Source organism: Haemophilus parahaemolyticus (assembly GCF_002015035.1).
GTDB lineage: Bacteria > Pseudomonadota > Gammaproteobacteria > Enterobacterales > Pasteurellaceae > Haemophilus_A > Haemophilus_A parahaemolyticus.
In genome coordinates this window covers 473,822-488,503 of sequence record NZ_MUXY01000001.1, presented here as the reverse complement: position 1 = coordinate 488,503, position 14,682 = coordinate 473,822, and the positions used below count along the sequence as shown (strand labels likewise).

Below are 14,682 nucleotides of genomic sequence, written 5' to 3'. Positions count from 1 at the left end.
TCTTTTGTAAAGAGGGCTGGGGGAGATTTAAAACAATGTCAAAAGGATAAAAAATGAAACGCACTTTCCACGATAACTTAATTCTAAATCGCTATTTGTTGTCGCTGTTTAACCAAGACAATTTAGAAAAATTCAAGCAACGCTTGGGTGACGATCGCTTTGAAGGCATTGATAACGACGGGCAAACAAAATTTTTCCACGAACTCACTGGTGGGCAGTTATTTCAAAGCGATTTGATTTCGGAAAACGATTTACGCCGTTATGATTTAAATATTGTCAGACATTGGCAACAAATTACTGAGCATCGTAATAACGCTGAAGGATATATTTTAAAACTAAAATACTTCCAATATCTTTCTTTGTTATTTACTGAAATTTATTTGGATTTTTATTTTAATCGTCCAAATGAACTGTTAAATCAATTAAATGAACAGCTGGTTTCGCTCAAAGAGAACGATAACGCTTTTCCTGATTTTGATTTATATGAATTAAGTGACTTAAATAAATTAGCGTTTTGGAATGCGACAGGCAGTGGTAAAACGTTGCTAATGCACGTCAATATTCTGCAATATCAGCATTATCAAAAAAACAAAGACTTAACGGTGTTTGTGATTACGCCTAATGAAGGACTTTCAGAGCAACATTTAGCGGAATTTACCGCTTCAAGCTTGCCAGCAAGTCTTTTTGATAAAAATAAGCCTTTTCAAGGGACAGGCTTGTTTAATGATATTCAGATTATGGATATTAACAAACTGGCAGATAAAGATGGCGAACTGACAGTAGCGGTCGATCGCTTTTTGGATTTAAATAAATTAGTGCTGGTGGATGAAGGACATCGTGGCTCTTCGGGCGATCAATGGATTGCTCGCCGTCAAAAATTGATTGGTGATGGTTTTGCCTTTGAATATTCTGCGACGTTTGGGCAAGCAGTGAAAGACGGCAAAACGGTGAAAGACTGTTTGTTTGATGTTCAGAAAAAGATCGGTAAAGCAAATGGTATAAGCAAGAAAACAGACGTACAAAAAATTCCGACTAGCTTTGTGGATAAACAAGAGGCCAAACAAAAAGCGGTATTTGAAACTTATGCTAAATGCGTGCTGTTTGACTATTCTTACAAGTTTTTCTATGCCGATGGCTATGGAAAAGAGTTTTCCATTTTAAATATGAAAGCGGATGATTACGGTGTTGCCGATAATGATCGTAAATATTTTTTGGCAAGTTTGCTTTCGTTTTATCAGCAACTTTATTTATTTGCAAAAAATCAGGAAAAATTAGTCGCTTACAATCTGCATAAACCGCTGTGGGTATTTGTGGGTAATACGGTAAATGCTGAAAATAGTGATATTTGGGCAGTCGTAGAACAGTTAGCCTATTTTTTAAATGGCAAAAATCGTTCGCAAATTTTAGCGTGGTTAAACGATTTGCTGTGTGATGAACCACTGTTACTGGATAGCAAAGGCAATGCGATCTTCCGCCATCGTTTTTTGCCGCTAGCAAATTTTAAAGGTGATTTAAATGCCCTTTATAGCGATATTCTGAAAACCTTATTTAACACAGAAAGTGCCTCACATCTCTATTTGCATAATATTAAAAAAGCCTCGGGCGAAGTGGCACTAAAAGTGGGCAATAACGATTATTTTGCGTTGATTAACGTAGGTGATAGCAGTGAATTGCTTAAAAGTGCAGTGGAATTAGAGAATGTATCGGTTGAACAAGACGAATTTTCAGACGGCTTGTTTGGTAAAATCAATCAAGACAGTTCAACACTCAATTTACTGATTGGTTCTCGAAAATTTACCGAAGGTTGGTCTAGCTGGCGAGTTTCAACGATGGGCTTGTTGAATATGGGCAGAGGGGAAGGCTCGCAAATTATTCAACTTTTTGGACGTGGCGTACGTTTGAAAGGACGTAATTTTTCACTACGAAGAACGCCGATAAACGAAATGCCGAAAGGTTTGGGGTTAGATAAATTAGAAACGCTCAATATTTTCGGTATTAAAGCCGATTATATGGCGAAATTCCGCGAATACTTACAAGATGAAGGCATTCAATCACCTGATGAAGTGCTGCAATTGGATTTTCCTGTGCAGAAAAAACTGCCAGCTAATGTCGCATTGAAAACCTTACGATTAAAAGATGGCTATAAAGACAACCAAAAAATGGGCTTTAAACGCCAAGAAATGGTGCAGCTTTATGAACTGCCTAAATTTGCCCAGGGTAAAATCAAGCCGATTTTAGCGGTGTTGGATCTGTATCCAAGATTAGAGGCGTTAAGTTCTAAAGCGATTCGTCAAAGCGATCATGATGCGCGCCAAAGCAATAAATTCAAGCGAGAAATTTTTGCCTTATTCGATTGGGACAAACTTTATTTAGCATTACAGCAATACAAGATGGAACGCACTTGGTCAAATTTGCGTGTTAGCCGTGATGGATTGCGTAAATTTGTCGAAAGTCGAGAGGATTGGTATTTGCTCTATGTGCCAGATTCAGCGATGGAGATTCGTTGTTTTGCCGATGTTCAAACGCAACAGGATATTTTGCTCCAGCTGTTGAAAGAATATACCGACCAATTTTACCGCCGTTTGAAAGCCGCCTATGAACAGCAATTTATGGAAACAACGATTGTGACCGAAGAAAACGGTTCATTCTTTGACGAATACAAAATGTTGTTTTGTGAGGAAGAAAATGTTCCTTATGAGCGTGAACAAGCGGTTAAAAAAATCGAAGAATTGGCTGATTTAATTCGAGATAAGAAAATTGAGCAGGCGATGAATTGGCAATCCCCACTGGCCGAATTTAAGGCGATTTGTTTTAATAGCCATTTGTTTTATCCTCTTATTTCCTTTGATAAATCAACAGGTTTGCCGATAAAGATTTCCCCGTTACTATTTGACGCAGAAAGTGAAGTGAAATTTATCCATGATTTAATGATTGCCGAAAAATCAGGTGAATTGGCGACATGGCTTGGCGGTAAATCGCTTTATTTAATGCGCAATGCCGCTCGTAAAGACAAGGGCTTAGGTTTTGCCTTAGCAGGCAATTTTTATCCTGACTTTTTACTGTGGGTGGTGGATCACGCAAACGGTAAGCAATGGCTGAACTTTGTTGATCCGAAAAGCATTATCAGGATGGACTTACACGATCCAAAATTAGGTCTCTATAAAGAAGTGAAAGAATTAGAAACCAAAATAGCGGATCCGAATTTGGTGCTAAATAGTTTTATTTTGTCGATTACCAAATTGAAAGATTGGGTCAATATGGAATTAACCGCAGAAGAGCTTGCCGAACGACACATTTTATTTATGGAAAACAATTATTTACAGCAAATGTTTGAGAAAATGCAATGATGAATATCACACCTTATCACGCCCGTTATTTTGCTAATGAAATCACGTGCCGCCGAACAGATGAGAACCGTTTATCGCAATCACTATTTGATGCAAAGGTAGATTTAAATCCCCATCAAATTGATGCGGCATTGTTTGCACTTAAAAATCCGCTACAAGAAGGTGTTTTACTTGCTGATGAAGTTGGCTTAGGAAAAACCATTGAAGCGGGCTTAGTAATTTGCCAAATGTGGGCAGAGCGGAAACGCAAACTGCTGATTGTGTGCCCTGCGATTTTACGGAAACAGTGGGCAAATGAACTAGCCGAGAAATTTAATTTGCCGACATTGGTCGTTGATAAAGCGGTGGTGATGGCAGAAATGCGGCAAAAGAGCGGTTCAAAATTGCTTCATTTTTGCAAAAACCATCTAGAACAACAGGTGATGATCGTTTCGCACCAATATGCTACCAAAGAGATGGCGACCTTTAAGCAATTTGATTGGGATTTGGTGGTGATTGATGAAGCACACAAAATGCGTAACGCCTACAAAACCGATAACAAAATGGGTAAGGCAATGCGTCAAGCCTTTGGCGGCAAGCGGAAATTGTTGCTGACGGCAACACCATTGCAAAATTCATTGATGGAGCTTTATGGCTTATCAACATTATTAGATGAGCATTTATTCGGCGATAAAAAATTCTTCCAAAAAGAGTTTGTGCGAAAAGGGAATTTAAGCGAGCTGAAAAGCCGCATGGCGAAGTTTATTAAGCGGACGTTGCGGAAAAATGTGTTGGAATATGTGCGTTATACGGAGCGGAAAACCATCACTCAGGAATTTATGCCGAGTGATACGGAACAACAACTTTATGAGGCGATTTCCGATTTTCTACATAAAGAGACGATTTACGCTTTGCCGAAACAGCACAAACATTTGACAGCATTGATTTTGCGTAAATTGTTGGCTTCCAGTCCACAGGCGGTGCTCGGCACTTTGCGTGCGATTTTAGACCGCTTGTTATCGTTGAAAAATACAGGCGAGCTTTCTTCTGAACTTGCTGTCGTTGATGAATTATTAGCTGATGAAAGCGTAAACGATGAGGATTTAGATGCTGACGAAGAAACGCCAGAAACGGGCGACACGTTAAATCTCAATGCGTTAGATAAAGAGATTCGCGAAATTGAAGGCTTTATTCGCTTAGCAGAAAGTTTAGTCGGCGACAGTAAACTCAATGCGTTATTAAAAGCCTTGCAAACAGGCTTTGGCGAAATGGCGAAACTGGGGGCAGCACAAAAGGCGATTATTTTTACGGAATCAGTTCGCACGCAGCATTATTTGTATGATTTTTTGCTAAAAAATGGCTATGCCGATCAGGTGGTCATGTTTAGTGGGACGAATAACGATGCACAATCTACCCAAATTTACCATGATTGGTTAGTCCGCAATGCGGGGACGGAAAAAGTAACAGGGTCTGTTGATGTAGATAAACGTTCCTCCTTGATTGCGTATTTCAGCGAAAATGCACAGATTATGATTGCTACGGAAGCTGCGAGCGAAGGGGTGAACTTGCAGTTCTGTTCGCTGTTGAAAAAGTGATGGCACGGGAGCGGTTAAGTGCGATGGAGCAGTGGTTCTGGGGGGTAACACAATTTGCGTTGGCGGATAAAGCCACTTTTAACCATTCCGATTGGTATTTCTTGCTGAATGATTCGCCTGTGGGTGGGGTTTCGCTCGGGCGTTATTTGTTGCCGAAGAAAAACCGTTCTCAACAGATTGCAGGGCAAGAATATCGCCTTCATCAACCGTTGGGGCAATATTGTGTTCAGACGGCACTCAATGCCCAAACGCCTGATGCGGCTTTGGTGTTCGATTATGCTCATTATCCTGAAAAAATCAGTTTGTTAGAACGTTATCAAGGGCAATCTGGCTGGCTGAAATTAGATAAAATTTGCGTCACATCTCCTGTGGAAAAACAAGATGCGTTGGTGTTTAGTATTTGTGATCAAAATGGAAATGCGATTACCGATAGCGAATTTAGCCAACGTCTGTTTTCTCTTTCTGCAAAAGTGCAAAGTTTGACAGAAAATCCACCGCTTGCTTTTGCAGATTTAATCTATCAACAAATTGGGCATGCGAAGCAACAGATTCAGGTGAAAAATGATGCTTTATTGAAAACGGAAATGTTGCGTATTCAGGCTTGGGCAAAAGATCAAATGCAAGCAGCGGAAGATTTGATTTTAGAGATTAAAGAGGAAATGCGAGCAAAAGAACGTGAGTTAGTGACGGAAAATGACTTAGCTCGCCAAATTAATTTGCAAGAATCCATTTCTAAATTACGCAAACAGCTTCGCAAAGCACGCAATGAGCTTGATGATGTGCAAGATGAAATTCAAGATGAGGAAATGAGCCTGCTGAAGCATTACGTGCTAAAACGCAGCAAACGATGGAAGAAGAGAAAGTCTTTTTGATTCAATGGCGGATTGTCTAACGTAGTGGTTGCTGTGATTTTTCGTGCTAATTTCCGTAAATTCCAGTAAAATGTCGCACTTTTACGATTTTATAGGATAAAGATAATGAGCAGAGAATTTAAACGTAGTGACCGTGTTGCCCAAGAGTTAAAAAAAGAGGTGGCAGTGATTTTACAACGAGAAGTAAAAGATCCACGTATCGGTATGGTAACGGTATCGGATGTGGAAGTGTCGCGTGATTTGGCATATGCCAAAATTTTTGTCACTTTCTTATTTGATAACGATCAAGAAGCGATTAATCAAGGTATGAAAGGTTTGGAGAAAGCTAGCCCATATATCCGTTCTTTAGTGGGTAAGGCGATGCGTTTGCGTATTGTGCCAGAGTTACGCTTTATTTACGATGAATCGTTGGTGGAAGGGATGCGTATGTCTAACCTCGTTTCTAACGTCATTCGTGAAGACGAAGCCAAGCATAAAGAGGGCTAACTGTGTCTAGACCGCGTAAAAAAGGGCGTGATGTACACGGTGTGTTCTTGCTTGATAAACCGCAGGGGGTTTCGAGCAATGATATCATGCAGAAGGTCAAGCGTCTGTTTCGTGCCAACAAAGCAGGACATACGGGTGCATTAGATCCTCTTGCTACGGGGATGTTACCGATCTGTTTGGGCGAGGCGACTAAGTTTTCGCAGTTCTTGCTAGATTCAGATAAACGTTATTTTGTAACGGCGAAACTGGGCGAACGCACCGATACTTCCGATGCCGAAGGGCAGGTGGTGGAAACCCGTGAAGTGAATATGCTTGAAGCGGATATTTTGGCTGCATTGCCGCAATTCCGTGGCGATATTTTGCAAGTGCCGACGATGTTTTCGGCATTAAAACATAATGGTAAACCGCTGTATGAATATGCACGCCAAGGCATTACCGTAGAGCGTGAGGCTCGTCCGATTACTATTTTTGAGCTGAAATTTGTTGAATATCAAGCCCCTTATTTGTCGCTTGAAGTGCATTGTTCAAAAGGGACTTATATCCGCACATTGGTGGATGATTTGGGCGAAGTGCTGGGTTGTGGTGCACATGTATCCGTACTACGCCGTTTGGCGGTGGCAGATTATCCTGTTAAAGAAATGATGCCAATTGAAGAATTACAATTATTGGCGGAGAGTTTTCCACAACAAGAATTAGACCGCTTGTTATTACCAATGGATACTGCAGTGGCAAGTTTGGCAGCATTAAATCTGACGGAATCGCAAACTAAAGCGGTTAAATTTGGTCAAAGAGTGAAGTTTGAAAATAGTGAGCAAATTTATGGACTTGTGCGACTTTTTTCAAATACACAACAATTTTTGGGCGTGGCGGAAATTACCTCAGATAATGTGATTCGCCCTAATCGTATGATCAATATTTAACTTGAGAAAAAAATGAGATTGAAGAAAGTTTGTGTGATGCCGCTAACGCTTCTTACACTGGCGTTGGTAAGTTGTTCAACGAATAAACATAATGTGCATTACGAACCGTTAGTGATGGATGCAACGTATTCAAAAGCACGTACGTTGAATAATTTTAATGACTATGTGCAGTTCCTCAAACAAAAAGCGGCGGGTGCAGGCGTTCCTGAGCAACTTCTTAATCAGCAAGGATTGATCAACTACAATGCTCGTGTGGTACAGTTAGATCAGGAACAAGCTGCTCGCAAGCACAATCCTAATACGCCACCTCCACCACCTAACCCCAATGGTGTAACGAATTATCTCAACAAAGTGCTTACCCAAACCAAAGTAAATATGGCGGTAGAGCGTTGGTATGACTACCATTTGCCACTGGCTAAAGCAAGCAAGAAATTTGGTGTACAGAAAGAGTACATTTTAGCATTATGGGGAATGGAGAGCAGTTTCGGAAATTATCAAGGCAATTTCGATGTGCTTTCAGTATTAGCGACACTAGCATTTGATGGACGTCGCGAGAAATTATTCACCCAAGAGTTTGTTAATGCGATGAAGATGTTGGATAACGGCATGCTTAAACGCTCGGAAATGAAAGGCTCTTGGGCAGGTGCGATGGGGCAAACTCAATTTATGCCAACCGCTTATTTAGCTTATGCAGCCGATGGCGATAATGATGGTAAAAAAGATATTTGGAACAATGAATATGATGCTTTTGCTTCTATTGCTTCTTATCTTTCGACCGTTGGCTGGGATAATCAATTACCTTGGGGCGTAGAGGTAAAATTCAATAATTCTATTGATCTCTCTTTCTCAGGGCTTGAGGAAAATAAAGCTAAAAATCTAGGAGAGTGGCAGGCTTGGGGTGTTTATCTTGCTTACCCGACTGACCAAGAGATTGAAAAGCTAGATAAGATGAAAAATACTAATCTCTGGCTCATTCGCCCTGATAAAGAAGCGGGTAGAGCATTTTTAGTGACTAACAACTTTCGCACTCTGATGGATTGGAATCGTTCAAATAATTTCGGTGTCAGCATTGGAAAATTTGCGGATCGAATTTTGGTGGGTGTGGGGCAGTAATGAGATAAGGATGAGTAAAAAAGCGGTCAAATTCGACCGCTTATTTGTAATTGAGAAGATTATTCCGCCCAATATTTTTTCTTCGTGGTTTTACCAATACCAGGGTTGAAACTGTTAGTTGGATCTAAGGCTTTATAGAATTTTTTAAGCGTTGGTTTAGCTTCGTATAAATGCCCTACGTTATGTTCGGCAGGGTATTGTGCACCACGCTTGTCGAGCAATTTCAACATTTTGTGTTCTAACTCTTCACAATCGTAACCTTTTTTTACTATGTAATCTTGGTGGAAAACGTGGCACATAAAGTGTCCGTAGTAAAGTTTATGGCTGATTTTGTTATCAATTTCTGGCGGTAACACTTCGAACCAATCTTGGTCATTACGGCGTAAAGCTACATCTAAGGCAACAATATCTTCTACTTCTTTTTCGTGAATCGCACGGTAGCGAATTGCCGCACTAGCTACCGCAAAACGGTGGAGCATCGCCGCTTGAGTTTCGACTGCGTTACACTCAAAATAACCACCTTTTGTATTATCCGCAAAGTAAGATTTTAAGTATTCACGAGCCTCTTGTACGCCTTTACCACCCATTTTTACAATAAGATGATGTTCATATTTATCGCGATAATCCCACAAACTTTTCGGCAAGTGTTCTGGAATAAATTTAGAGACAGTTTGCATAAATTTATCGCTTAAATGTTGTGGTAAGAACGCAAATTTTTTGCCAATACGATCCACGTTTGCTTTTAAGGCAAAGAGTTTCGGTAGCCAATGTGTCCCGAATTTTTTAATGACCCAGAAGGTATCTTTGCCATATTTTGCAGCGATGTCGAATGCCTCACGATGGATATATTCGCCTGAAATTGGCAAAACTTCAAAATTCGCTAACATATGGCGACGAATATCGTTTAATACGGATGTTTGATTGGTGCCGATATAGAAAACAGCGGTCTCTTTTTCAAGTTGGAAGGTATCTAAACGTACAGCAAAAATGGCAAGTTTACCCGCACTGCCTGAAGCTTCGTAGTGGCGAGCTGGGTCTGCATTGAAGCGAGCAGGGGAGTCCTCATCGACTTGGCGAACGTGGTTGCAGTAGTGATTGTCGTGTCCACGTCCACAATCTTGTTGGATATCTTTAACCTGATAACGTTTTTCTTGTAGGTTAGTTAAGATTTCTTCTGGTGTTTCGCCTAAATCAATGCCTAAATGGTTTTTTAGTTCTAACTCGCCTTTTTCATTGAGCTGAGCGAAAAGTGCCATTTCTGTATAAGCAGGTCCGCGTTGGACTAGAGCTCCCCCTGAGTTGTTACAAATCCCGCCGATAACAGAAGCACCGATGCAAGATGATCCGATAACGGAGTGTGGTTCACGACCAAATGGTTTAAGTTGATTTTCTAATTCGTTGAGGGTAGAGCCTGGCAAGCAGACGACTTGGGAAGCATTGTTGATGAGTTGAATGCCATCAATTCGCATTGCATTGATGATGACAATATCTCGGTCGTAATTATTGCCGTCCGGTGTAGAGCCGCCTGTCAAGCCTGTATTTGCCGCTTGGTTGATAACAATAACGTCATGTTCAACGCAAGCTTTTACGATATTCCAAAATTCAAGTAGCGTAGCAGGGCGAACCACAGCAATGGCATTCCCCGTACCAAATCGGTAACCACTTCGATAAGCTTCTGTTTTCGTTGGGTCAGTAATAATATGATGAGCACCGACGATGTCGGTAAGTTGTGAAATGAGTTGTTGAACAGACATTTTGTTATCCTCTTGTGATAAGAATTAACAACATCATAACAGAATAATTCTTATTTGGATAAGGATATTTTAGGTTGCAAGCGGTGTTTTTTTAGAATTTTTTTGCATATAAAAACAGCCCCAAAGGGGCTGAATTATACCTAACCTAGGGTAACTTAGTTACCTAGGAAAAAACAATTAAGCTTGTGTTGCTTGAATTGCAGTTAATGCGATAGTGTAAACGATATCGTCTACTAATGCACCTCGAGATAAGTCGTTTACTGGTTTACGCATACCTTGAAGCATAGGGCCGATTGAAACGAGATCTGCAGAGCGTTGTACCGCTTTATAAGTAGTGTTCCCTGTATTCAAGTCTGGGAATACAAACACAGTTGCTTTACCTGCCACTGGTGAGTTAGGTGCTTTAGAGCGAGCCACATCTTCCATTACTGCTGCGTCATATTGTAATGGACCATCAATGATTAAGTCTGGGCGTTTTTCTTTCGCAATACGAGTTGCTTCTTTCACTTTCTCAACGTCTGCACCAGAACCAGATGTACCTGTAGAGTAAGAGATCATCGCAACACGCGGGTCGATACCAAAGGCTTTCGCAGAATCAGCTGATTGGATTGCGATTTCTGCTAATTGTTCTGCATTTGGATCTGGGTTTACCGCACAGTCGCCATACACCAATACTTGGTCTGGTAATAACATAAAGAAGATAGAAGAAACAATTGAGCTACCTGGTGCAGTTTTGATGATCTGCATTGGTGGGCGAATGGTATTCGCTGTAGTGTGAACCGCACCTGATACTAAACCATCTACTTCATTTGCTTCTAACATCATTGTACCTAATACAACGGTATCTTCTAATTGCTCACGAGCTGACTCTTCAGTCATACCTTTTGCTTTACGTAACTCAACTAAACGAGCTACATAGTTTTCACGTACATCGGCTGGGTTGATGATAGTAATGCCTTTACCTAAGGTTACGCCTTGAGCTTCAGCCACGCGTTGAACATCCGTTGGATTCGCAAGTAAGATACATTCTGCGATACCACGTTCTGCACATAATGCAGCAGCTTTAATTGTACGAGGTTCATCACCTTCTGGTAATACGATACGTTTTTTCGCTGAACGTGCAAATTCAGTTAATTGATAACGGAATGCAGCTGGAGATAAACGACGTGCACGGGTTGCACCTCTCGCAACTTCTTCAATAAAGCTAGCATTTAATGAAGCTGCTACGTATTCTTTAATTTCATTGATACGCTCTTTGTCATCAGCAGGTACTTCTAAGCTGAAGCTTTGGAGGTTGAGAGCTGTTTGCCAAGTGTTGCTTTCAACGCGGAATACTGGCACACCTGTTTCGAATGCTTGTTGGCAAAGTTTTGCGATGTTATTTTCGATTTTGTAACCACCAGTTAATAAGATTGCACCGATTTCTACACCATTCATTACCGCTAATGATGCTGCAACTAATACTTCAGGACGGTCTGCAGAAGTTACTAATAAATTGCCCGCTTTGAAGTGATCTACCATATGTGGAAGGCTACGAGCACAGAAACTTACACCGCGAATACGACGAGTATTTAATTCGCCTTCGTTGATGATTGAAGCGTGTAAGTGTTTTGCAAGGTCGATAGCACGGGTTGCGATTAAATCAGCTTTCCATTCAATACAGCCAAGTAGTTGGATTGGGCTTTTTTCGAATAATGCTTCAACTTCAGCCACATTTTGAGTGCTGTGTTGGAAAGAGTCGAAGATTTCAGTTAAATCAGGGCGAGTACGACCTGATTCATCCACAGGTGCGTTGAATTTGTTGATTACCACCCCTAAAAGATTAGGGTTGTGACGGCCACCAAATTCTGATGCAGCTGCTTCAACACGTTCTTTTAATTGTGTTGGTTTGTCTGAGCCTGGAGCAGCTACTAATACGATTTCTGCATCTAATGCTTGAGCTACTTCGTAGTTTACGCTATTAGCATAAGCATTTTTACGTGTTGGAATTAAACCTTCTACCACGATCACTTCATTATTTTTTGATAATGCTTGGTGACGTTCTACGATTTTCTCTAATAATACATCCGTTTGATTTTGACCGATTAGCGTTTCTGCTTCGCTTAACATAAACGGTTCGCCAACTTCAATTGTGCGGGTTGCTTTGATAATTGAAGTAGAGCGGTCTAAGGTATCTTCGCCTGTGATTGGTTGTGCAATTGGTTTTAAGAAACCCACTTTGGTACCTTTTTGTTCAAGAGCATGAACAAGACCTAAGGTCACACTTGTTAAACCTACACCAGTAGTAGTAGGGATTAAGATAATTGTTCTAGACATTTTATTTCTTCCAAGTTGATATAAAAATGAAAGGGCAGAGTAGTCTGCCCTTAGAGATTATAGTGCTAATTCAGCAGTATCTTGTGCAATCACTAATTCTTCATTGGTTGGAATAACCATTGCTTTGAATGCAGAATCGTCAGTTGTAATCACACCTTCTTTACCGAAGCGTGCTGCAAGGTTGCGTTCATTATCTAATTTTACACCGAATAATTTTAGGTGATTTAATGTTAATTCACGAACGTGTGCAGAGTTTTCACCGATACCACCTGTAAATGCGATAGCATCTAAGTGAGAGTCTCCTAAGATTGCCATATATGCACCGATGTATTTCGCTAAACGGTAGCTGTAAACGTCTAATGCACGTTTTGCTTCTGGTTTAGACGCATCATCGTAGTTGTCTTCCGCATAACGGCAGTCACTAGTTACTTCAGTTAAACCTAAAAGACCTGATTTTTTCACTAAGGTATCTTCGATTTGCTCCATTGACATACCTAAGTTTTTATATAGATAGAATACGATTGCAGGGTCGATGTCACCACAACGTGTTCCCATTACTAAACCTTCTAATGGTGTTAAGCCCATTGAGGTATCAATACATTTACCATTACGAACCACAGAAACAGAACCACCGTTACCTAAGTGGCATACGATAACATTTGTTTGGTCAACTGGTTTGCCAACACGCTCAGCCACTTCACGAGAAATGAATAAATGGCTTGTTCCATGTGCTCCATAGCGACGAACACCGTGTTCTTTATATAAAGAGTATGGAAGTGCATATAAGAATGCTTCTTCAGGCATGGTTTGGTGGAATGCTGTGTCGAATACAGCAACGTTTTTCTCTTTTAATTCAGGGAAGATACGGAATGCTTCTTTGATACCGATTAGGTGAGCAGGGTTGTGAAGTGGTGCGAATTGGATTGCTTCTTCAATACCTTTAACAACATCATCATTGATCACTACAGATGAAGTGAATTTCTCACCACCGTGAACGATACGGTGACCGATAGCACCAATGCTTGCTTTTAATTCTTCTGATAATAACTCATTAGCGATGAAGTTTAATGCTTCGCTGTGTGCAGCACCTGCACCTAATTCTGCATTACCTTTTTCTCCGTGTAATTTCCATTTGATGCGTGCATCTTCTAAATGGAATGCTTCTGCTAAACCAGATAATTTTTCATCACCTGTTTTAGGATCTAAGATAGCGAATTTTAAAGATGAGCTACCACAGTTAAGGATAAGAATTAAATTTTTAGACATGTCAAATACCTTAGTTTTTCGTTTTAAGAAAGATAAATTAGACACGCAAAGCGTGAACTATGGAGTATAGAATATCACGTTTCATTAGATGAATTAAAGCGTAAATGCAAAAAATTTGATTTAGGTTAGTAAAATGTGATTAAAGAGTTAAATAAACAATAAATTAACATATTTTTTACACTTTATTTAATTTCGCATAATAGCCTAAAGGTTATGTTGAATTTGAGGGCTGTATACTTTTCAAACAGCCCGAAAATTTACACATAACCTTTTGTTATGCGAAGTTTTGTAAAGTAAGTTTATAAAATGGCTGATATAACTTTATCCCACATCACACCCAAGCATTTTTATGAGACTGTAAAGCTACTTAAAATGAACGAACATAAAATTTACTTATCTGTTAATTCGATTGAAGTCCGTTTTGATTACAGTGAAACCGAAAGCAGAGCAGTAACTTCTAAAAGATTTGAACAGCTTGAGCATTTTATGCATTTTTTGGAAGATTTAGTAAATTCAGATGTTCCTATAGATTTAGACGAATTCATAAAAATGTATCGTAAAAATCCTGGCGTAAGGTACTTTTCTAAGCGGCGTTAATCTGGTTAAAAAACGCTCATAGAAGTTCGGGAGTTCTATTACATCCGAACTTTGGTGCAATATTCTGCACTTTTTTCAGTTTTTAGGGCTGGACCTTGGTATCAAACTTGATACTTTTTACTTCAATTTTTTCTGTATATAGTTCATATAATCTTCATCAGTTATATGTTCTAGTCCTTTTTTGATCAGTATTTTTAATACTTCCGTATCTTTTAAGCTTGTTCTTGTCAAGATTACAGCTTTGACGGTCTCGTCTTGTACTTTTTTCCAAGTTAGTTCATCTATGTGTTTAGATGGCATGATTTTCTCCTTTCGTTGTTCTTCTAAGTGTGATCTGTGTCGAGAATTTTAAACATTTCTTAGAAAAATAGAAATTTTATTATTGATATCTAATATTCTTATAAATTAGTATTTCATTAATTTATCATTTCTAAGTT

9 protein-coding genes and 1 pseudogene are annotated in these 14,682 nt (G+C 39.8%); 6 read left to right on the top strand and 4 right to left on the bottom strand.

All coding sequences use genetic code 11. From position 1 onward, the window contains the following. Positions 1-53: 53 nt before the first annotated feature. The 5 genes and pseudogenes from B0185_RS02365 to B0185_RS02345 all read left to right on the top strand — a co-directional run bounded on the left by B0185_RS02365 (position 54) and on the right by B0185_RS02345 (position 8,312). Positions 54-3,347: a DEAD/DEAH box helicase family protein gene (locus tag B0185_RS02365; RefSeq protein ID WP_005705530.1), complete on the top strand. Its 3,294-nt coding sequence runs from the start codon at positions 54-56 to the stop codon at positions 3,345-3,347. After that, positions 3,344-5,813 (top strand): annotated as a pseudogene (locus B0185_RS02360) (SNF2-related protein). Before B0185_RS02365 ends, B0185_RS02360 begins: the two are co-directional and overlap by 4 nt. Before the next feature lie 85 nt (positions 5,814-5,898). Further along, positions 5,899-6,279, top strand: coding sequence for a 30S ribosome-binding factor RbfA (rbfA, locus tag B0185_RS02355; RefSeq protein ID WP_005705552.1), 381 nt, complete (start codon positions 5,899-5,901; stop codon positions 6,277-6,279). A 2-nt stretch (positions 6,280-6,281) separates the two neighbouring features. Then, positions 6,282-7,199 carry a tRNA pseudouridine(55) synthase TruB gene (gene truB, locus B0185_RS02350; protein ID WP_005705546.1) on the top strand — a complete coding sequence of 306 codons (918 nt, stop codon included), beginning with the start codon at positions 6,282-6,284 and terminating at the stop codon, positions 7,197-7,199. Between the two features lie 36 nt (positions 7,200-7,235). Next, positions 7,236-8,312, top strand: coding sequence for a lytic murein transglycosylase (locus B0185_RS02345; protein WP_005705592.1), 1,077 nt, complete (start codon positions 7,236-7,238; stop codon positions 8,310-8,312). Positions 8,313-8,371: 59 nt separating this feature from the next. Here B0185_RS02345 and dld read toward each other — a convergent pair whose 3' ends face one another. The 3 genes from dld to B0185_RS02330 all read right to left on the bottom strand — a co-directional run bounded on the left by dld (position 8,372) and on the right by B0185_RS02330 (position 13,648). Further along, on the bottom strand, positions 8,372-10,066 hold the full coding sequence (dld, locus tag B0185_RS02340) for a D-lactate dehydrogenase (RefSeq protein ID WP_005705452.1): 1,695 nt from the start codon (positions 10,064-10,066) through the stop codon (positions 8,372-8,374). 177 nt (positions 10,067-10,243) lie between these two features. Then, complete coding sequence (gene pta, locus B0185_RS02335; protein ID WP_005705590.1) at positions 10,244-12,382, bottom strand: phosphate acetyltransferase; 2,139 nt, start codon at positions 12,380-12,382, stop codon at positions 10,244-10,246. A 57-nt stretch (positions 12,383-12,439) separates the two neighbouring features. Beyond that, the gene (locus tag B0185_RS02330; RefSeq protein WP_005705523.1) at positions 12,440-13,648 is read right to left on the bottom strand and encodes an acetate kinase; all 1,209 of its coding nucleotides are present in this window, start codon (positions 13,646-13,648) and stop codon (positions 12,440-12,442) included. Between the two features lie 306 nt (positions 13,649-13,954). Here B0185_RS02330 and B0185_RS02325 point away from each other — a divergent pair, with 306 nt between their 5' ends. Beyond that, the gene (locus B0185_RS02325) at positions 13,955-14,245 is read left to right on the top strand and encodes a hypothetical protein (RefSeq protein ID WP_039862948.1); all 291 of its coding nucleotides are present in this window, start codon (positions 13,955-13,957) and stop codon (positions 14,243-14,245) included. A 117-nt stretch (positions 14,246-14,362) separates the two neighbouring features. Here the strand turns inward: B0185_RS02325 and B0185_RS10255 are convergent, their stop codons facing one another. Next, positions 14,363-14,545 carry a hypothetical protein gene (locus B0185_RS10255; RefSeq protein WP_039862950.1) on the bottom strand — a complete coding sequence of 61 codons (183 nt, stop codon included), beginning with the start codon at positions 14,543-14,545 and terminating at the stop codon, positions 14,363-14,365. Positions 14,546-14,682 lie beyond the last annotated feature (137 nt).

Coding starts and splice junctions, on each gene's coding strand:
- B0185_RS02365 (WP_005705530.1), top strand. CDS start 54: ATGAAACGCACTTTCCACGATAACTTAATTCTAAATCGCTATTTGTTG.
- rbfA (WP_005705552.1), top strand. CDS start 5,899: ATGAGCAGAGAATTTAAACGTAGTGACCGTGTTGCCCAAGAGTTAAAA.
- B0185_RS02345 (WP_005705592.1), top strand. CDS start 7,236: ATGCCGCTAACGCTTCTTACACTGGCGTTGGTAAGTTGTTCAACGAAT.
- dld (WP_005705452.1), bottom strand. CDS start 10,066: ATGTCTGTTCAACAACTCATTTCACAACTTACCGACATCGTCGGTGCT.
- pta (WP_005705590.1), bottom strand. CDS start 12,382: ATGTCTAGAACAATTATCTTAATCCCTACTACTACTGGTGTAGGTTTA.
- B0185_RS02330 (WP_005705523.1), bottom strand. CDS start 13,648: ATGTCTAAAAATTTAATTCTTATCCTTAACTGTGGTAGCTCATCTTTA.
- B0185_RS02325 (WP_039862948.1), top strand. CDS start 13,955: ATGGCTGATATAACTTTATCCCACATCACACCCAAGCATTTTTATGAG.
- B0185_RS10255 (WP_039862950.1), bottom strand. CDS start 14,545: ATGCCATCTAAACACATAGATGAACTAACTTGGAAAAAAGTACAAGAC.